Origin of the sequence: Oceanisphaera sp. (assembly GCF_052084945.1) — a bacterium.
Classification (GTDB): domain Bacteria; phylum Pseudomonadota; class Gammaproteobacteria; order Enterobacterales; family Aeromonadaceae; genus Oceanimonas.
This window is the reverse complement of sequence record NZ_JBQDEX010000004.1, coordinates 1-19807: the sequence shown is the minus strand read 5'-3', so window position 1 is coordinate 19807 and position 19807 is coordinate 1. Positions and strand designations below refer to the sequence as shown.

Sequence of the window (19807 nt, the reverse complement as noted above, 5' to 3'; positions counted from 1 at the left end):
AGACCGCGATGGTGAAAAATGATCAACTTTGACAATAAACAGATGCTAAAAGAACTGGCCAGTGTCATTAATCAACTCGAAACGCTACATTCGGAGTTACAGCAGCCCGCTACAGCGTCAGCACCAGCGGTGGTTAGGTTAGCCAGCCAGTGGCACAAAATGGTAACTGGCGCCCAAACGCCTATTAGCGCAGAGCAGCCTTATCAACCCGCACACTTATCAAGTACATTAACGCAACAGCTCAAGCGACTGCGTAATAGCCATGGCCGTTTAACGCAACTTCAAAGTGAAAGTGAACAAAAAGTGCAGCAAGCTTCAGCTGTACTATTAGAGTCTGGTTTTAGCCCCCCACAAACTAATGAAACTCTGTTAGCTTGGAGCAAAGGAGTCGGCCACCAAAATCAACTACTACAATTACTTGATTACTATCAAGTGGCGCTCACCAATAGCTTGGCAAACACCAGCACGCAACAAAAAAGCCAGCACAAACTCTGCTCTCGCTTACTGCAATTAATTGATGAATTACACTTTTCAGGCCCCATTAACGCAGAGCTGACTAAGTTACGCGAACAGCTACAGCAAGAAGTGGATCCTAAAACTCTTCCCCATATTTGTATTCAGCTTATCGATATCATTATTGATGGTTGCCGATTTGAACGAAAAAATTCGACTCTCTTTTTAGCAAATTTAAATAAACATTTAGAAGAGGTACATCGGCACTTTTCAATTACTTACAGCGAGGGGCAGTCTCTATTTGCAGCTCATACCCACCACGGAAATCATATTGCTGGTGAACTTAGAGCCATAGGCGAGCATCTATTTAACCAAACCAACACGCAACTAAAAGCTGATATTCAACTGCGCATGCGCAGCATTAACCATATTTTATCTCAAAATGAACGTTTGCAAGAGCGCGAACAAACACTTCTTACGCGCATGAATGAAATGGATCAACAGCTGCAAACACTCAAGCAAGAAGCCGAGCAATATAAACAGCAACTCAATGCACAAAATGATAAGCTATTTATAGATAGCTTAACCCAAATTCATAATAGAGCCGGTATGGATCAACGGCTCGATATTGAGTATCGACAATGGCGGCGCTACGACATTCCATTATGTATCGTGTTACTTGATATTGACCACTTCAAGGAAATTAACGATGAGTATGGCCACTTAGCAGGTGATAAGGCATTACGTTTAATTGCTCGTACACTAAAAAAATCGTTAAGGGAAACTGATTTTATCGCTCGTTTTGGTGGTGAAGAATTCATTATTCTTCTTAAAGGTATCAGTCAACAAGACTTAGATAAGCCACTACAAAAACTGCGAGAAAAAGTGAAGCATATTCCGTTTAGATTCAAAGAGAACTCAGTCACCATTACTGTTTCTTTAGGGGCAACCCTGTTTAAAACTGGCGATAGCATTCATTCAGCCATAGAACGCGCTGACCAAGCCTTATATCGCGCTAAAAATTCAGGGCGAGATCAATTCATCATAGATTGACCCCTTCACCACCTTTTACGGGAGTGATTATGATCACCCATATTAATCCAGTTGGCAGCATGAACTTGCTGTCACAGCTTGAAGTTGACAACCTTAAACAATCAGCCTCTGGGGCTCTTTATCAACTGTTTCGTAACTGCGCATTAGCCGTGCTTAACTCAGGTAGTCAAACAGATAGCTCTAAAGAGATCCTCGACCGCTATACCGACTTTGATATTAACGTCATTCGCCGTGAGCGCGGCGTAAAACTAGAACTATTTAACCCACCCGGTCATGCCTTTGTTGATGGCGAGATTATTCGTGGCATTCAAGATCACCTCTTTTCAGTGCTGCGCGATATTATTTATGTAAACAGTAAATTACAAAATTATAGCCAGTTTAACCACAACTCAGCCGAGCACTTAACTGACTTAGTGTTTTCTATTTTGCGTAATGCCAATACAGTTCACCCCGGTGCCGAGCCTAACTTAGCCGTGTGCTGGGGTGGCCACTCTATTTCTGCATGCGAATATCAATATACTCGCGAAGTTGGTAATGAGCTGGGATTAAGAGACATGCACATTTGTACCGGCTGTGGCCCCGGCGCCATGGAAGGCCCAATGAAAGGAGCCGCGGTGGGGCATGCTAAGCAAAGAGCGAGTGGCAGTCGCTATATAGGCTTAACTGAGCCCTCTATTATTGCCGCTGAGCCGCCTAACCCTATCGTCAACGAGCTGGTTATTTTACCCGATATTGAAAAGCGCCTAGAAGCGTTTGTCCGTATTGGCCATGGTATTATTGTGTTTCCCGGTGGTGTGGGTACTGCAGAAGAAATTCTCTATATTTTGGGGATCATGATGCACCCAGAAAACCGTAATCAACCCATGCCCATTATTTTAACCGGCCCTCCTGAAAGCGCAGATTATTTTCGCAGTATGGATGAGTTTATTGGCAATACTTTAGGCAAAGATGCTCAAGCACTTTACCAAATTATTATTGATGAGCCGGCTGAAGTAGCCAGACGCATCAAAAATGCCATGCCATTGGTGCGTGATTATCGTAAATCGGTAGGCGATGCCTACTCATTTAATTGGTCACTACACATAGAGTCTGAATTTCAGCAACCGTTTACCCCTAATCACGACAACATGGCAAGCTTAAATCTAAACCGCAATCAACCGCCACAACAGCTTGCTGCTAACTTGCGTCGCGCCTTTTCCGGAATAGTAGCCGGCAACGTTAAAGAAGGTGGCATTCAAGCCATTGCGGAAAAAGGGCCTTTTGTATTAGACGGCGATCCCGACATTATGAAAATGATGGATAAATTATTACGCCAGTTTGTTGAACAAAAACGCATGAAGTTGCCAGGCTCAACCTACGTGCCCTGCTATCGCATTCAGGGTCAATAAGCTAGCTGCTATGCAACTTCTGATTATTGATGCACTCAATCTTATTCGCAGATTATATGCGGTACAAGAGCTGCGCAACCCAACTGCACAGGCTGCGCAAATAGCCACCAGCGCCGCACTTATACAAGCGGCCACGCGCTTATTGCATCAATTTAAGCCAACTCATGTCGTGGCGGTATTTGATGGGGCACCTACAGGGTTTCGTCATCACCTTTACCCTGATTATAAAGCCGGGCGCAAACCCATGCCAAGCGCCCTGGCTGACCACCTTCCCCAATTACAACAAGACTTATGGACACTTGGCATAGACGCTTTATTATCAGATACCGATGAAGCCGACGACTTAATTGCCACCTTGGCTGCCACCCTTAGCCGCCATGGTAAATCCAGCGTAATAGTCTCTACTGATCAAGGGTTTTGTCAGTTACTTAATCCGCATATTCAGCTGTGGGATCACTTTAATCAAACAGCGTTAACCGCCGCTTTGGCGCAGCAAAAGTTTGGGCTAAACGTTGAACAGCTAGTTGACTACTGGGCACTAACAGGGGTATCTGGCAGCAACATAAAAGGTGTTCCAAGCATTGGTCCTAAGCGCGCTAAAGCCTTACTAACACACTGGCATTCGCTGGATAAGTTACTGATAGCTCACAGCCAAGATAAAGCCGAGCAAACAGTGATGACTCACAAAGATCAAGCACTGCTAGCGCGACAATTAGTAAAGCTCGTTGATGATATTGAGCTCGGATTTAACCTGCAAGATATCCGCTATCACAGTTTGACTAACCACTCATAGTAACCTCTTACCTAAAATGCTATAACAGCCGTGATAATAACAACTTAACTTACTCAAAATATAACGGAACGCCGCTCATGAACAAACGCAGTATTACCGTGATCCCAGGTGATGGGATTGGACCAAGTATTGTCGATGCCGCCCTGACTATTATGGATCATGCCGGTTGTAACTTTCACTACGACTATGCCGATGCCGGCTTAATGGCACTGGAAAAACACAGTGAACTTCTTCCCCAGTCGACCCTCGATTTAATTGAAAAAAACAAAATCACTCTTAAAGGCCCACTGACCACACCCATTGGTGGTGGCTTTACGTCTATTAACGTGTCGCTGCGTAAACACTTTAATTTATACGCTAACCTGCGCCCAGTCGTGTCCTTTGAAGGCGCTCAAAGCCGGTTTGAAAATATCGACATCATTACCGTGCGAGAAAATACCGAAGGCATGTACTCAGGCGCTGGCCAAACTCGCTCTGATGACAACTCGCGTGCCGAAGCCATGAGTATTATCACCCGCGAAGGTGCAGAGCGTATTACCGAGTTTGCTTACCAGCTAGCACGTACTGAAGGGCGTAAAAAAGTCACTATAGTGCACAAAGCGAATATTTTAAAATCCACGTCTGGCTTATTTTTAGAAGTGGCTCGCGAAGTGGCCGAGCGCTACCCAGACATTGAAACCAACGAAATGATAGTAGATGCAGTGTGCATGAACTTAGTCATGTATCCAGAGCGCTTCGACATCATAGTCACTACCAACTTGTTTGGTGATATTATTTCTGACTTATGCGCCGGCTTAATTGGTGGCTTAGGGATGGCGCCAGGGGCAAATATTGGTAAAGATGTGGCAATTTTTGAAGCCGTACACGGCTCAGCACCCGATATTGCAGGACAAAACATTGCAAACCCTTGTTCAGTTATTTTAGCATCCATTCAAATGCTTGAGCATTTAGAGATGCAAGATAAGGCTAAGCAAATTCGCAACGCGGTACGCAAAACCATTGCCGAAGGCAAAACCGTAACTCGCGATTTAGGCGGCAGTGCCACCACCACAGAGTTTACTCAAGCGATTATTGCTAATCTGTAAAAATTGTAGATGAAGGGAGTTGAAAAACTGCCATCACAAAAAAACACCGAGTCGATTACCGACTCGGTGTTTTTATTTTTGGCGTCATTGCGAGGAGCGTAGCAACGCGGCAATCCATTTAACAGATAGCCATACGCTTTACGTCATACGCCTTACGTAAAAACGGTGCTTTTTAATGTATGGCGTACCGCGTTAAACGTACCGCTTTCTTTTGGCTTGGTGCTCGGCGCTATTACTCTTTCGGTATTAACCGCGCAACTTTAAAAGGACGATACACATGCACAGTAATTTCTTCGCGGTCATGATATAGCTGCTTAGCTTGCACATGAAACCCGCCCAGCTCCGCCAGCTTTTCTTTTAACTGCTGCAAATTATGCACCGCCTCAGCATAGCGTTTTTTCATTGGTAACTTAAGGTTAAATATCGCCTCTTGGCAGTCTTCATCAACTAACCACGCCGCCATGGTAGCCGCCACTCGCGCCGGCTTTTCGACCATATCACACACCAACCAATAGACATTCTTACGCCCAGGACGCCAGCTAAACACATCTTCGCGATAGTGCTTAACCTGACCGGTATCCATTAATTTGCTATCCATAGCGCCATTATCAACCGCCGTTACCATCATGCCACGGCTAACAAGTTGATATGTCCAACCGCCAGGAGCGGCCCCTAAATCCACCGCATTTAAACCAGAAGTTAAACGCATCTCCCACTCTTCTCGCGGAATAAACACATGAAAGGCTTCTTCTAGCTTTAAGGTAGAACGACTGGGCGCATCACTCGGAAAACGTAATCGCGGTATTCCCATGTGAAAAGGTGAATTATTAAACGAATAAGAATACCCAATTAAAGCATGATTATTAGCTAGAAAAAATAAATGTAATATCGGTCTATTACGCACCTCTTTATCGGTTAATAACCCCTTAGCGCGTAATGCTTGGCGCATAGGCACCGTAAATTTACGACAAAAGCGCGACAGCTCTTTTCCATCATTAGTATCAGGTGTTTCTACTCGCAGATCACCGCATAACTCCATGCTCTCAGCGGCATCAAGTATAGGGCTAATGCGATCGTCCAATGACAACTCTTTCACCTCAGCCTGCACAACCACCATTTGCCGAGCAAAAATCAACTCTCTAAATAGCAATTTACGCGCCATTAAGTCAGCATCATCTGGCGAAAAACACTCATAAATAACAAAGCCGCTATCGTCCTTGGTGCGCGCAAAACCTGGGCTACCAAACTGCCCGGCTCGGTCCTGAATTTCCGCTGCCGCCTCTTTTTCAAACCCAGGGCGACAATAAATTAATAACTGTTTCATCAAGACTCAAACCTCAACCAAGAGCGACCGGCCAGCAACAGGCTGAACCATCCCACCATAAAACATACTCCGCCTAGCGGCGTAATAAATCCAATACCCTTAGTGCCTAATAGCACTAAAGCATAAATACTGCCACTAAATAGCACAGTGCCTAGTGTAAAGAAACCCGCCGCCAGATGCAGCGTTTTTAATGGCTTAATCCGCAACGCCAGCACCATAAATAATAATGCAAGCGCATGATAAAATTGATACTGCACTCCCGTATTAAAAGCACTCACTAATGAGTCAGATGCACCGCTTGATGCTAAACCATGAGCACCATAAGCCCCTAGTACTGTGCCTGTTAGCCCGAACAAAGCGCCAATATAAAACCAACTTTTAACCAGCAAGAATAAAACTCCTCATCTTCACCACCGCCTCATGCAAGTTCTGTTCAAGCGTTGTGCCTGAAGCTTTACGTGGTTTAAAACTGTGATCCCCATCAGTAAGCCAATGAGTTTGTATGTATTGCGACAGCTCAACCCTCTGCACCGCGTCTTTATTGCCAAAGGCATCTCGCTCCCCCTGCACTAATAACGTGGGCGTGGTAAGCGTCGCCAAATGCGCACCGCGATATTTCTCTGGTTTGTTTGGCGGGGTAAATGGAAAACCTAACAAAATAAGCCCTGTCGGTGTTAACTCATCGGCCACTAATGACGCCATGCGTCCCCCCATCGACTTGCCCGCTAAAAACAACCGTGAGTGGGCAAACTCAGCGACTATTTCGCGCCAGTAATCTAATAATACCGGCTCCCGATCCGGAGGTCGACGTCGCCCATCCGATCGTGTTTTTTGCATATAAGGAAACTCAAACCGGATCACCTGGATCTGTTCATCGGCTAGCGCTTGCGCAAAAAAATTTATATCAGCATGCTCCATACCGGCCCCTGCCCCATGAGCAAACAGCACTCGATTGGGTGCATCACTTGCCCCATTGATTAATACTTTACTCATTATCCCCTCATTACAGCGTTTTGGCGCCGTGACGGCTCAATCACGTCGCAGCATACGAGGCTGCATATTCTTTCACCCGCGCCGCTCTGCTACACTCAAGCTTGCTTTATTGACTCGTTAGGCCGTTAAATGACCCAAGTATTGCCCACAACTCCCCTAGACTGGATAATATTCAGTGGTGTAGGACTATTAATATTGCTTGTGCTCATCAAGCTATTAGCACGCTTATGGCGTGGCAAGGTGCACACGACTTATACACAAAAAAGACTATTCAGCCCCGACGCCAGCACAGCCCTAAGGCTACTTGATGAGGCAATAGGCCAGAGCATGCGTATTTTTGTTGCCATCAGCCTCAATGAATTGCTAAGCCCTAACTCTAATTTAAAAAAGTCGCAACGCGAACGCGCACAGCAAATGATAAAAGACGACAAGTTAGATTTTGTACTCTGCTCGTTTGATGATCTTAGCGTAAAAGTCGCAGTGGTTTTAACACACGATAATCCAAGTAAAAAAGCCAATAAGCGCAAACGTCACCAACTGCAATATATCCAAGCAGCTGGGATCCCAGTTATTCAGCTATCACCTACTGCTTGGCCTAGTGCACAAGCATTACACCAACAGATTATAACCGCCTGCGAACAAAGCCACACACTTTTACCGACTAGCGGCCCCCACGGTCGCGTTGAGCCCACGCTTTCACTCCCCACATCTGAGTCTGAGCCTAATACAGACCAACCAACCCCCAGCACAGAAGGTGAAACAGAGTAAAAAGCTAAGGACTATTTTAGCCGCTCCCAAGTTTGCTAGTACCTTCACCCCCAAATATCACTAATAGCGGTTTCTGGTTGATAATGGTAGGCCATTTGCGCTTGCAATAATTCGGCGGTGGCTAGGGCATCGGTCAGTGCGTGGTGGGGCTGGTAAAATGGTAAATTATAACGATAACGGCTGTCAGCTAACCGAATAGACACCGGTTTTTTGCCGCGCAGTCGCGCCAGCTGCCCTAATAGCCCCAAGGGCTTATCGCGATGCAGGCGCGCCTCTAGCTCCATGGTATCCACCACCGGGAATTCAATACCCTCATTTAGTCTCGCCCTTAGCGCTGCGGCTAAAAAACCCCGCTCTATGGCCTTATGATGCACCACCACCACACAGCCTGCTAATGCAGTTAACAGCTCATCTAATACCAATAACAAATCCGGTGCCGCTTGTACTTCTGAATGAGTAATGCCGTGGATCACTACCGCCTCTTCAGCCATCGGCTTATGCGGGTTTAATATCCAATGCTTCGCCTCTTTACAACGAATGCGCTGCATATCAAACGGTACCAAGCCAATGCTCACAATGGCATCTTTTTTCTGATTTAACCCCGTAGTTTCAAAGTCCATCGCCACAAATGGCACCTGTGACAGTGGCGTATCACCATTAATGGCGCCGGCGCGATAAAATCGCTCTAACCGATAGTCTCGAGCCTGCTGTGCTCGCTCATTGAATAACTCAGCCCACACAGGGGTCTGTGGCGCACGGTGAACCTGCTCTGGTCGCAAATAAAACATTCAGGCTTCCACCTTAAGCAATTAAGCTTCATATAAAGATGACAGATAAAGTCAAACATGCATGTCATGGAGAACTTTCGTTACACTGACCGCTAACAACGTACGACTTAACGCAACTTGTGCAAATAAGCTGCCACTAATAGCGAAACTTCATAAATTTTTGCGCATTGCTTAAAATAAGAAACGCGTCTTTGAGATTACGCCGCTCAAAATCCGATAGGTTTTCTGGTTCAATATTGTTATCTGGCTCATTGCCCGCTTCAATATCTAATGCCTGATGGCGAATGCGTACCATAGCGATAAACTCCATGGCATCACGCAGGTCGGGCCCACGTCCTTTGGGTAAAATAGTGGACTCAATCACATCATTTAACCGTTCAAACGAGTTGTGAGACTTAGAGCCTACCGCCAGCGCGTGTACCCGAATAAGATCAGCTAAAGGAGCCGTCCCCCGGCGCTTAAGGTTAATGGAGTTATTGTGCTTGCCGTCTTGCTCCATCACAAACTCTTTAAAAAAGCCCAGCGGTGGCGTACGTCCTAGAGCATTACGCGCCATGCTTGCTAAAAAGCGCGGGCTGCGCTGAGCTTGGCGAGCAATTAACGCATTCAGCTGATCAGCCCACTGGGTTTTGCCATACACACCGTCAAGATCAAAGAAAATTGAACTGTGTAATAAAGTCTGCGCACTAGGATTCGCTATCCAGTCACTAAAACAGTGCTCCCATTGGGAACGCGTTTTTTGCCACTGCACATTCGTCGCCATAATATCCCCAGTACAATAACTATAACCGCAGGCCGCTAAGCCATCGCTAACCCGCTTGGCCAGCGTGGCAAAATAGGCTCCGTGCTTATCCGCTTGGTAATGATTATCCAAAATAATGGCATTATCCTGATCAGTCACAATTAATTGCTCATCACGCGCCATAGATCCCAAAGCCAAAAAGCAATATGGCACAGGGGGCGGCCCCAGCTCCTGTTCGGCAAGCTCCAATAAACGCTGTTTAAAGCTGCGACCAATACCAGCCATGGCCGTACCAATCATTTTAGAATTAGCATCTTCATTTACCATGCGCACAAAGCACGCTCGAACATCATCAGCAATGGTGACCAACTCAGCCAACGTTTGCGCCTGAAATATGTGGCGTACAACAAACAAACTATTACGTGATTCATGGCGCATTACATCCGATAGCGCAATCACCCCCAGCGGTTGGCCTTTATGCAAAATTGGCAAGTGGTGCAAGTTATAGCGCAACATAATCAGCATGGCTTCAAATACAAACTGACCACTTTCTAATGCCAATAAATCTTCAGACATCACCTGAGCCACCCCAGTGTCACTGGGTAAACCTGTAGCCAATACGCGGGCACGCAAGTCTCGGTCAGTTAAAATACCCGCCACACTGTGCATACTTTGTGCTTGATCAGAAAGCACCAAGATAGAGGACACTCCTTCGGCAGTCATTTTTTGCGCCGCCTCTAGCACCGAGGCCGACAACGTAATAGTCACCGGCTCGCGCGAGATAAGCTCACGTACCGTTGAAGTTAATAGCTCGTCTCCGCCTTCTTGGCGTGATACTGCTTGGCGCAAACGCGCATTGTCTTCTACTTCTACATAATCGGCAAAAGACTCGTAGCTGTCATATAGCTCATTAAACACAGCTTCAGGCAGGCAATAGACTAAAGTGTCCTCTAATGCCGTGGCCGACATTCGCACCCTGTTATTCATCAACAAGCCCATTTGACCAAACAAGCTGCCTTCACTTAATCGGTTATGCAGCTCACCACTGCGTCTGTGCATTTCTACAGCGCCCGAGCGAATAAGATACAAGTCATGTACCAAATCGCCATAATTAAGGATTACGGTATCAGCGCGGTAATAGGCCACTTCTATTTGCTTGGCAATCGACTCTAACACTTCGTCATCTAGTCCATTAAACGGCACAAAACGACGAATAAAGCCGAGTATTTCTAACTGTTCCGCTTCCATATCACGACTCGCTCATCTTAGTAAAAGTGGAAGTGATTAACTCCCTATTCACCCACAACGCCCATTTCATATGGTGCTCGGAGGTAGGCACTGCTTTAGCTGTGCAATTAGGCTCGAACCCAATAAGATAAAAAGGGCGAAGCGCTTGGTGTTAGGTTACCCCTTCACGTTGCGCTTCGCCCCTCATATTGCTTATTTAGCCTGTGCTACCTGGGTTCAGACGCCAAGCCTTTAATTAAGGAAACGCACGACACCATAAGCACAATGGCAAACGGGAAGCCCGTTGATACCGCCATGGCTTGTAATGCCGCCAAACCGCCACCTAACATAAGCGCAATGGCCACTAAGCCTTCAAAACCACACCAAAATACTCGTTGTGGTTTAGGTGAGTTAACCTTACCGCCAGAGGCTATAGTATCAATCACCAAAGAGCCCGAGTCAGATGAAGTGACAAAGAACACCACCACCAGAATAATACCAATAAAGGAAGTGATCTGTGCCAGTGGTAACGCATCCAACATAATAAACAACTGTAACGGCACCTCGGCTCCCACTACCGTTTCATAGCCGTCAGCAACAAACTGATTAATCGCTGTGCCACCAAAAGCGGTCATCCATAATACACAAGCGGTAGAAGGAATTAATAATACCGACACCAAAAACTCACGCACGGTACGACCACGAGAAACACGCGCAATAAACATCCCCACAAAAGGTGACCAAGAAATCCACCATGCCCAATAGAAAGCGGTCCAACCTTGGGTAAAGTTGGCATCTTCTCGCTCAAATGGCATAGCTAGTGCAGGTAAGTTTTGGAAGTAAGCCCCCAGATTGCTGAAAAAGCCAGAAAGGATAAGCAGCGTCGGGCCCACTACAATCACAAATATCAACAATAAGGCTGCTAGCGCCATATTGATTTCAGATAACCGCTTCACCCCAGCATCTAGCCCAGCTAACACCGAAATAGTGGCAATACCGGTAATTAAGATCACCAGCACAATTTCGGTGATCGTGCCTAGTGGAATATCAAATAAATAGTTTAAACCGGCACTGGCTTGGGAAGCACCAAAACCTAGCGAGGTTGCTAAGCCAAACATGGTCGCAATTACCGCCAAGGTATCAATGACATGCCCAGGCCAGCCCCACACCCGCTCACCTAGCAGCGGATAAAACACTGAACGCACAGTTAAGGGCAACCCTTTATTAAACGAAAATATTGCCAAGCCCAGTGCTAGTACTGCATAAATCGCCCAAGGGTGTAGCCCCCAGTGATAAATAGTGGCCGCCATACCTAAGTTAGTAGCCGCTGCAGCATCACCCACGGCACCGCCTAAAGGAGCCCAGTCGGTACGTACACCGTCTTCTAGGGTCACACCTGCAAACGAAGTACCAAAGTGAGATAAGGGCTCAGACACCCCATAAAACATCAAGCCAATGCCCATGCCTGCGGCAAACAGCATTGAAAACCACCCCAAATAAGTAAAGTCTGGGGTTGCCTTAGTACCACCAATACGAACCCGCCCCAAAGGCGAAAGAATTAACCCTATGCACACCAACACAAAAATATTGCCGGCACTTAAAAAGAACCAATCTAGGCTTGAAGTTAGCCAAGCGCGCAAGTCTACAAACAAAGGCGCAACTTGGTTTTGAAACGCCAAGGTTAAAAACACAAAGGCCACAATCGCCAAGCCCGAGATCATGAATACCCGATTGTGAATATCTAGCCCAAATGGACCTATTTGCAGCGCAATATTATCTTGCCCTACCTGATAATCGGTATTGATGGGATTGACCTTACCGTCCGGTGCAATCACATCATTATTGTCTTTATCTGTCATATCAGATCCCTTTTGGTCTTAAAATGTCCTGATAGCCGCGATAAATTTATATCGCGACATCTAGCTGTAATATAACATAAAAAGTTAAAGCTGCGTTTAAGCGCATCCGTTTTTAGACATAAGTCATTATAGTGCCATTGTAGAGAGCGCAAAGTAGACAGGCATGAAGACTGTACCAGGTACCAGGCACCAAGCCGAAACAGACAATATCAGTGACTTATCGCCACGGAAAATGAAAGCTGAAACCAACACTCAGCCGTCTTACTGGGCTTGCCCCGGTATCTCGTGGTTAGGTTTTAAGGCTTAACTTCCAGCTTCGGGCTTCAAGCTTTCAATGCGGCATCTATATCGGTGGCGCTGTGGCGGTTTTCTAAATAGGGCCCTGCTTGGCTTGCAGTACGATTAACAATGCGTCCTCTTTGTACGGCGGGTCGTGCGGCAATGTCTTTAGCCCAGCGCTGTACATGCACATAGCTTTTTGCATCTAAAAACGTCGCGGCATCATAGGTTTCGCCTAGCACCACACAGCCATACCAAGGCCAAATGGCCATATCGGCAATACTGTATTCATCGCCGGCAATATAAGTATGCTGGGCAAGTTGCTTATCTAGCACATCAAGCTGTCGCTTAGCTTCCATGGTAAACCGGTTAATGGCGTATTCAATTTTCTCTGGCGCATACTGGTAAAAGTGCCCAAAGCCACCACCTAAATACGGCGCCGAGCCTTGCAGCCAAAATAGCCAATTCATAACCTCGGTGCGTTGCGCTAACTCCTTGGGCAAAAAGTGATCAAACTTCTCGGCCAAATACAGCAAAATTGCCCCCGATTCAAACACCCGCAACGACTTATCCTTTGAACAGTCTAGCAAAGCAGGAATTTTTGAGTTGGGGTTCACCTCAACAAAACCACTACCGAACTGGTCGCCTTCGCCAATATTGATCAAGTGCGCATCATACTCGGCTGCAGTCACACCCAGCGCTAACAGCTCTTCCAGCATAATAGTCACTTTTTGCCCGTTGGGCGTACCTAACGAATACAGCTGCAACGGATGTTTACCCTTAGGTAAGGGGGTGTTGTGCGTCGCCCCCGATGTGGGCCGATTAATGCTCGCCCAAGTATTCCCGTCTGCCACTGGTTGCTGCCATACCTTAGGTACCTGATATGCGTGAGTCATATAACCTCCTTAAAAATCTAGCCTCGTAACTTCTCTTTCGGTATAGATACTACCTAATATCTGCAATGCCTGCATGATGCTAGGTAAATTTTACATTGAGACAATAGGCACACCACACCAGTAACGCTTAATATTTATACAAATAATGCGTGAAAAATGGAGGCTATATCAGTATAATCTGTTATTGTTGTCTTGCTGGTCAAAACCATACTTAAAATGAGTATTTACAGCTTAACGTCAATAAAATGAAAGTTAACAAACTTTTAACTCATTTCGACCCGATGAGCCGAATTTGTATTAACTTAATAAAGATATCAATCGGTAACCAGGAAAGGAAATGAATGATGTTATTTCAAGTTAAAAAAACGCTGCCAAAATTGAAGCGTTAGAAAAAGAACTGGCAATTTATTATGGTGCAGAAAAAGATTTACGGAAAGAAATGATCTACTGCTCTATAAATAGTGACTATAAAATAATAGAAGCTAATACATTATTTTATGAATCACTGGGATATTCACCAAATGAAGTCAGCAACCTTAATATAAAAGAACTCCTTTTCCCTCTATCTCTAGAAAAAGAACATACGAACAATATGCTAAATGCCATTAACAATAAAACGCATTGGCATGGTGCTTTGCAGTTAAAACATAAAAATAACGATGAAGTTTGGTTTAGAAATATACTACAGCCACACTTTGATAAAAAAAGCAAACAGCTTATTTACTCTCTATACTCGTGTGAATTAACTAACACCATTGCTCAATCTCGTCAAGATAAAGATATGCTAATGGCGCTAGATCGCTCGGTTGCTGTGATTGAATTTAGCCTAGATGGTGTCATATTAAATGCAAATGATAACTTTCTAAATAGCGTTAATTACCATAAAGGTGAAATACTGGGTAAGCATCATCGTATTTTTTGTGAACCATCTGAAGTAAACTCTCAACAATATGTAAATTTTTGGAATACGTTGGCATCCGGTGAGTTTGTGTCAGATCGTTTTAAACGCTTAGACAAATATGGAAACATTGTTTGGTTAGAGGCCAGTTATAACCCTGTTCATGATGATAGCGGTAAGCTTTATAAAGTAGTTAAATTTGCTACCGAGATTACAGAGCAAATGAATAGAGAGCTAAAAATATCTGAAACCTCAGAAATTGCTTATGATATATCTAAAAAAACAGACCAAGATGCAACAACAGGCATTAATGTCATTAATCACACAACCCAGACAATGAATGCGCTGTCGGAGCAAATGGATACTGCCAGCCACAGTATTTATGAGCTTGACACTCAGTCTGCAAAGGTTGCTAGCCTGGTGGACAGTATTAGTGGTATTGCAGAGCAAACTAACTTATTGGCATTAAACGCGGCAATAGAGGCGGCACGAGCCGGCGAGCAAGGCAGAGGGTTTGCTGTCGTTGCTGATGAAGTACGTAGCCTTGCCTCAAGAACCAGCTTAGCCACCGAACAGATAATTGAAGTGGTAACAGAGAATAAGCAGCTCACTAGCCAAGCAGTGGCAGTAATAGAAGAAAGCCTCAAACAGGCAAATGATGCCCTGCAACTTTCTTATGAAGCAGGACAGGTGATGAATGAAATTCAATCTGGTGCAAGACAAGTCGTCGATGCAGTATCTAGCTTTAACAACACTCTTTAATTAACCCAACGCTAATTTGCGCTTTGGTAGAGGTCGCTTTAGCTGGCCAATTTTGCGCAGAAAAATTAAAGCGCCACCGGCCAGCTGAAGCGGCCTCTACTAATCACTAAAAAATGATTGGGGATTGGAACACCGCGTTTATCTGTTATCACGGCATTTCTATTTTCTATTCACCAATCCCTGTTTTATTGAGCTTGGCGCTGCTTTAATCCCTACTCACCAGTCCCTTTTTAACTTTCAGCTTGACGTTGTTTATGATGTTCTTGGCTAAAGGTAATAAAGGCTTCTGGCTTTAGTGGCGGAGAATACCAATAACCTTGGACAACAGTACAGTCCATTTCTTTTAGTAACTCAATATGTTCAACACGCTCTACCCCCTCGGCAACCGTATCACAGCCTAAATTTTTGGCCATGTTAATCACAGTTTCAGCTAGGCGACGGTCTTGGCTGTCGATATCCATGTCCTTAATAAATGCCCGATCAATTTTTAATACCGACACCGGCATTGTTTTTAGATACGCTAAGGAAGAATAGCCAGTACCAAAGTCATCAATTGCAATAGAAATACCCTGCTCTGCCAATCGGTTTAGTTGACTAATGGCTAATTCTACATTTTTCATTAAGCCCGACTCTGTTACCTCAACCTCAAGTGCCGATAATGGCACTGTGCTCGCTTTAAGCTGCGCAATTAATTTATCAGCAAAGTCAGGCTGTGATAACTGCAATGCGGCCACATTAATGGCAACTTTAAAGTCACTAGGCACCTGCTGATGGGTAAACCAAGCTTCAAGTTGCTTAATGGCTTGGTGTATCACCCAATCACCAATGCGCAATATTTCTCCGCTTGTTTCAGCTATCGGAATAAAATCAGCCGGAGAGACAAATCCCAACTCAGGGCTAATCCAGCGTAATAAAGCTTCGGCACCAATAATACGTCCATTGTTCAAAGCCACTTTAGGTTGATAAACTAAAAAAAGTTCATTGTTATCAATGGCACTGCGCATGGCTTGGCGACACTGGTTAAGGCTAACCATATGTTGCTCTAACTCCGGCTGATACCACTGCCAACGATTATACTCAGTAGGTAACGCCATAGAAGCTAAGCGTACTAAATCTTCAGCCGACTGATAAACAAAACCACTGTGACTAATGCCAATGCGCACACCAATATGCAACAGCAAATGCCCCAGTTTAAAAGGCTGATTCATAAACTCAATCAATTGATTAGCACAACTAGCAATGGTGTTTTCTGTGGCTTGGCCAAACTCCAATAGCAGCCATTCATTTCCTCCCCATACCCCTAGCTGCTGCAAGTCATGATTTTTAGAATATAAGCGTGAACACCGCTGCAAGCGATCCCCTACGGCTTTACTCAGCATCTCACTTGTCTCATAACCGTGCACTCTGGCAATATCATCCATGCCTTCTAGCACAATAAAGTACAAAATAGCCTCGGCACTGCACAGTGCTTTAGACTGTACTGCCATGGCTTTTATAGAAGAAATTTGTTCTTGCTCTTGCTGCAATCTTTCTTTTAATAAGGCTAATAATCCCCAGCGGTTCGGCCGTTCTGTTACCGGATCTGCTAACGATAACCGCTGTAACTCACAGGTGCGCTGCTTAACTAAACCTTCTAATAGCTCAGCCCTGTCGCTGCGATCACGCAATAAAAAGTGTAACTCCAAGGTGTTGTGAATACGTTGCAAGACTTCAAGTCTGTCAAAAGGTTTAGATAAAAAGTCTCGGGCACCTAAATTCAGCGACTGTAAACGTGTTTCGGCATCAATTTGCGCACTTAACACAATAACGGGGGGAGTCTGAGTTGGCCAATGCCTTTTTAATAACTCCAGAATTTGGTAGCCATCAATATGAGGCATACGAATATCTAGCAGTATTAGATCAGGCATTTTTTTTGTAAGTATGGCTTCAACACAACGAGAGTCCGTTTCACAGCGCACTGCGTTATAGCCATAATCCTCTAATAGCTGAAAGATAACTTCAACATTAACGGGATTATCATCAACAATTAAAATGTCGGCATTGTCGTAAACAAGGGGAATTCTTGGCATTATTATTCAGCCTCTAACAAAGTATTTAAAACGACAAGCAACTGTTGAACATCAATAGGTTTTGTTAAATATTCTTGAAAGCCTGCTTGACTGGCTTTTTTAAAATCACTAGACATAGCATTAGCTGATAATGCCACTATGGGGATATTGGCCGTTAATGGGTTACGTCTCAATAAATTAGCAGCATCAATACCACTCATACCGGGTAGGTTAATATCCATTAAGATCAAGTCAGGTGGATCAGAGCATGCAATTTCAAAGGCTAACTCAGCAGAGTGTGCACAAATTAGTTGTCTATCATCTTGTTCAGCAATGACATCTTTCATTAACCTTTGGTTAGCGGGATTATCTTCAACATACAAAATTGTCTTTTTCTTAACAGCCATAGCCGACGGCTCTTGCGCCGCTAAATTGCCTGGCATAGTCACGGCCACACTCGCCTGCTCAGACGCATCTGAAATAACCAACGGCAGCTTAAACCAAAACTCACTGCCTTTAGCTAACTCACTCTGCACCCCAATGTACCCGCCCATTTTTTCAACAATATTCTTTGTTAACGCCAACCCTACCCCTGTACCTTCAATAGCACTATTTTCTGCGCCTAAACGGTTAAAGGGCTTAAATAGCTGCTCTATATCACTAGGCTCAACACCTTTCCCTGTGTCTTTAACAGACACAACCAATACATTAGCATCAGCTTCACAAAAAATACTGACTCGCCCATCTTCTTTATTATATTTAATCGCATTACTTACTAAGTTTATAATCACTTGCTTTAAACGAGTATAGTCAGCCATTATTAATGGAGCTTGCTGTAAGCTGTTACTTAACTCAATTTTAATACCGTGCTTTTTAGCGATCGGCATCAATCCATCGCATGCTTCTACTATTACCTCATATACCGCAATTGGCTCAAGCGACATATTAATATGACCTGCCTCTATTTTAGCTAAATCAAGAACTTCATTAATCAAATTAAGTAAATGACAGCCCCCTTTATAAATTTGTTCAACTTGCCTATATTGCCGTTTATTAAGTGGAGTGCGCTCATTACTTTGTAACAATTGGGCAAAGCCCATAATAGCATTAAGGGGGGTGCGCAGCTCATGACTCATGGAAGATAGAAAATCGGTTTTTGCTCGGCTAGCCTGCTCGGCCACATCTCTGGCTTCACGCAACTGTTCGGTAAACTCTTCTTGCTCGTTAAGCTGTCGATATAATTTAATTAATAAAGCACAGGTTGAGTTAAAAGGCTCTAACCAAGTGACTAAGTCTTGTGTGTAATCATCTGCACAATTAGTCATGGCATACATACCAATCACTTCACCATCTGAAACAATGGGCACGCCCAAATAATTATCGAATGACGGGTGATCTTTCGGCAGCCCTTTTATTTGTTGATCACTTAAATTATTATCAATGACCACTTTACCTTGACTAAAAACTTGACCAATAATACTGTCTGAGCTTTTAATATTAACATCACCTGCACGCAGCTGATAAATCAAAGATTTAAACTCATCACTCCAATCAGGCTCAGGCTCAGTAATCGCGTGCATTTTTAATACTGGCTGTTCATCTTCAGTCAGCACTTCTCCTATAAATAAATATTGGCTATTAGTTAACTCTCTTAATGCTGACTTTAAAAATGCCCACAATTGATTACCCGACATAAGAGCATGGTAATCTGTCAACCCTTTATGAAGTACACTTAATAACTGCTGCTGTTTTTCTAATTTACGCTGAGCATACCAAATATCATTAATATTATGGGTTACACTCACAACGCCATAAATTTCGCCATCGGCATTTAGCAGCGGAGATTTAGTGACATCAAAGCGGGTTTGTCCGTCTAACTCAACTAATACATTTTCTGTGCGGCCAGTTTCAAATACCCGCTTATCACTGTCTAAGGCGGCTTGTATTAATGACGTAGTAAAAAAGCCGTCAGGTGTTAAGCCAGTCACATTGGTTACAGACTCAGGAAATAACTTAGCAAATGCTTGGTTAGCAATTAAATATTCGCCCTCTTTATTAACTGCAAAAATAGGGTCGCGGCTGGCATCAATAATAGAGCGCAATAATGCATGCTCTTCTCGTTCACGCTGCTCTGCCTGAAACTCATCAGTTAAGTCGGTTAAAATACCAATAAACTCTAGTTGTTCGGGGTGATGCGGGTCTCGAACTTGCTCTACTGCTAAGTGAATGGGGATATGCCGTCCATCTTTATGCAAAGAAGCGACGCGCCGACCTTGGCCGATAATTTTTTTAGTACCACTGCGAATATAGTTATCTAAGTAACTATCATGATCATTTGCCCACTTTGAGGGCATGAGCACCTTCACATTTTGGTTAATCAACTCAGAGCGCTCGTACCCCAGGGCGAACGCATGAGTGTTTAATTTTTAACCACTGATTGTATGCCAGCTA

At 44.4% G+C, this 19807-nt stretch carries 15 protein-coding genes and 1 pseudogene; 7 read left to right on the top strand and 9 right to left on the bottom strand.

The annotated features are described in order from the left end of the window. Positions 1-18 precede the first annotated feature (18 nt). The 4 genes from ACTHY5_RS00905 (at position 19) to ACTHY5_RS00890 (ending at position 4772) form a co-directional block, all read left to right on the top strand. A complete protein-coding gene (locus ACTHY5_RS00905; protein ID WP_441875047.1) occupies positions 19-1506 on the top strand; it encodes a GGDEF domain-containing protein in 1488 nt (495 codons plus the stop codon). 29 nt (positions 1507-1535) lie between these two features. Further along, positions 1536-2894: a nucleotide 5'-monophosphate nucleosidase PpnN gene (gene ppnN, locus ACTHY5_RS00900; RefSeq protein WP_441875044.1), complete on the top strand. Its 1359-nt coding sequence runs from the start codon at positions 1536-1538 to the stop codon at positions 2892-2894. A gap of 10 nt (positions 2895-2904) precedes the next feature. Next, on the top strand, positions 2905-3687 hold the full coding sequence (gene xni, locus ACTHY5_RS00895; protein WP_441875041.1) for a flap endonuclease Xni: 783 nt from the start codon (positions 2905-2907) through the stop codon (positions 3685-3687). A gap of 77 nt (positions 3688-3764) precedes the next feature. Then, a complete protein-coding gene (locus ACTHY5_RS00890; RefSeq protein ID WP_441875039.1) occupies positions 3765-4772 on the top strand; it encodes an isocitrate dehydrogenase in 1008 nt (335 codons plus the stop codon). 232 nt (positions 4773-5004) lie between these two features. On the opposite strand, the gene rlmM is transcribed toward ACTHY5_RS00890, so the two are convergent. Genes rlmM through ACTHY5_RS00875 form a run of 3 tightly spaced genes read right to left on the bottom strand, consistent with a single transcriptional unit; the run spans position 5005 to position 7089 of the window. Then, complete coding sequence (gene rlmM / locus ACTHY5_RS00885; protein WP_441875037.1) at positions 5005-6096, bottom strand: 23S rRNA (cytidine(2498)-2'-O)-methyltransferase RlmM; 1092 nt, start codon at positions 6094-6096, stop codon at positions 5005-5007. Then, positions 6096-6485 carry a DUF423 domain-containing protein gene (locus ACTHY5_RS00880; protein WP_441875035.1) on the bottom strand — a complete coding sequence of 130 codons (390 nt, stop codon included), beginning with the start codon at positions 6483-6485 and terminating at the stop codon, positions 6096-6098. Before ACTHY5_RS00880 ends, rlmM begins: the two co-directional genes overlap by 1 nt. Continuing rightward, positions 6475-7089 carry an alpha/beta fold hydrolase gene (locus tag ACTHY5_RS00875; RefSeq protein ID WP_441875032.1) on the bottom strand — a complete coding sequence of 205 codons (615 nt, stop codon included), beginning with the start codon at positions 7087-7089 and terminating at the stop codon, positions 6475-6477. Before ACTHY5_RS00875 ends, ACTHY5_RS00880 begins: the two co-directional genes overlap by 11 nt. Before the next feature lie 129 nt (positions 7090-7218). Here ACTHY5_RS00875 and ACTHY5_RS00870 point away from each other — a divergent pair, with 129 nt between their 5' ends. Further along, a complete protein-coding gene (locus ACTHY5_RS00870; protein WP_441875029.1) occupies positions 7219-7857 on the top strand; it encodes a DUF2726 domain-containing protein in 639 nt (212 codons plus the stop codon). A 44-nt stretch (positions 7858-7901) separates the two neighbouring features. Here ACTHY5_RS00870 and ACTHY5_RS00865 read toward each other — a convergent pair whose 3' ends face one another. From ACTHY5_RS00865 to yghU, 4 genes are all read right to left on the bottom strand, one after another. After that, positions 7902-8645 carry a 3'-5' exonuclease gene (locus ACTHY5_RS00865; protein WP_441875026.1) on the bottom strand — a complete coding sequence of 248 codons (744 nt, stop codon included), beginning with the start codon at positions 8643-8645 and terminating at the stop codon, positions 7902-7904. Positions 8646-8781: 136 nt separating this feature from the next. Continuing rightward, a complete protein-coding gene (locus ACTHY5_RS00860; RefSeq protein WP_441875023.1) occupies positions 8782-10635 on the bottom strand; it encodes a DUF294 nucleotidyltransferase-like domain-containing protein in 1854 nt (617 codons plus the stop codon). Between the two features lie 206 nt (positions 10636-10841). Beyond that, a complete protein-coding gene (locus ACTHY5_RS00855; RefSeq protein ID WP_441875020.1) occupies positions 10842-12473 on the bottom strand; it encodes a BCCT family transporter in 1632 nt (543 codons plus the stop codon). A 323-nt stretch (positions 12474-12796) separates the two neighbouring features. After that, positions 12797-13648, bottom strand: coding sequence for a glutathione-dependent disulfide-bond oxidoreductase (gene yghU, locus ACTHY5_RS00850; protein WP_441875017.1), 852 nt, complete (start codon positions 13646-13648; stop codon positions 12797-12799). 439 nt (positions 13649-14087) lie between these two features. Between yghU and ACTHY5_RS00845 the strand changes: the two are divergent. Continuing rightward, positions 14088-14768, top strand: a pseudogene (locus ACTHY5_RS00845) (PAS domain-containing protein); the annotation flags it as partial. After that, complete coding sequence (locus ACTHY5_RS00840) at positions 14769-15308, top strand: methyl-accepting chemotaxis protein (RefSeq protein WP_441875117.1); 540 nt, start codon at positions 14769-14771, stop codon at positions 15306-15308. A gap of 230 nt (positions 15309-15538) precedes the next feature. Here ACTHY5_RS00840 and ACTHY5_RS00835 read toward each other — a convergent pair whose 3' ends face one another. Together ACTHY5_RS00835 and ACTHY5_RS00830 are read right to left on the bottom strand one after the other, a co-directional pair. Then, positions 15539-17377 carry an EAL domain-containing response regulator gene (locus tag ACTHY5_RS00835; protein ID WP_441875014.1) on the bottom strand — a complete coding sequence of 613 codons (1839 nt, stop codon included), beginning with the start codon at positions 17375-17377 and terminating at the stop codon, positions 15539-15541. Between the two features lie 2 nt (positions 17378-17379). Continuing rightward, positions 17380-19758: an ATP-binding protein gene (locus ACTHY5_RS00830; protein WP_441875114.1), complete on the bottom strand. Its 2379-nt coding sequence runs from the start codon at positions 19756-19758 to the stop codon at positions 17380-17382. Positions 19759-19807 lie beyond the last annotated feature (49 nt).

What these genes read in the sequence shown, in the direction of transcription:
- ACTHY5_RS00905 (WP_441875047.1), top strand. Translation starts at nt 19, where the DNA reads ATGATCAACTTTGACAATAAACAGATGCTAAAAGAACTGGCCAGTGTC.
- ppnN (WP_441875044.1), top strand. Translation starts at nt 1,536, where the DNA reads ATGATCACCCATATTAATCCAGTTGGCAGCATGAACTTGCTGTCACAG.
- xni (WP_441875041.1), top strand. Translation starts at nt 2,905, where the DNA reads ATGCAACTTCTGATTATTGATGCACTCAATCTTATTCGCAGATTATAT.
- ACTHY5_RS00890 (WP_441875039.1), top strand. Translation starts at nt 3,765, where the DNA reads ATGAACAAACGCAGTATTACCGTGATCCCAGGTGATGGGATTGGACCA.
- rlmM (WP_441875037.1), bottom strand. Translation starts at nt 6,096, where the DNA reads ATGAAACAGTTATTAATTTATTGTCGCCCTGGGTTTGAAAAAGAGGCG.
- ACTHY5_RS00875 (WP_441875032.1), bottom strand. Translation starts at nt 7,089, where the DNA reads ATGAGTAAAGTATTAATCAATGGGGCAAGTGATGCACCCAATCGAGTG.
- ACTHY5_RS00870 (WP_441875029.1), top strand. Translation starts at nt 7,219, where the DNA reads ATGACCCAAGTATTGCCCACAACTCCCCTAGACTGGATAATATTCAGT.
- ACTHY5_RS00865 (WP_441875026.1), bottom strand. Translation starts at nt 8,645, where the DNA reads ATGTTTTATTTGCGACCAGAGCAGGTTCACCGTGCGCCACAGACCCCT.
- ACTHY5_RS00860 (WP_441875023.1), bottom strand. Translation starts at nt 10,635, where the DNA reads ATGGAAGCGGAACAGTTAGAAATACTCGGCTTTATTCGTCGTTTTGTG.
- ACTHY5_RS00855 (WP_441875020.1), bottom strand. Translation starts at nt 12,473, where the DNA reads ATGACAGATAAAGACAATAATGATGTGATTGCACCGGACGGTAAGGTC.
- yghU (WP_441875017.1), bottom strand. Translation starts at nt 13,648, where the DNA reads ATGACTCACGCATATCAGGTACCTAAGGTATGGCAGCAACCAGTGGCA.
- ACTHY5_RS00840 (WP_441875117.1), top strand. Translation starts at nt 14,769, where the DNA reads ATGAATAGAGAGCTAAAAATATCTGAAACCTCAGAAATTGCTTATGAT.
- ACTHY5_RS00835 (WP_441875014.1), bottom strand. Translation starts at nt 17,377, where the DNA reads ATGCCAAGAATTCCCCTTGTTTACGACAATGCCGACATTTTAATTGTT.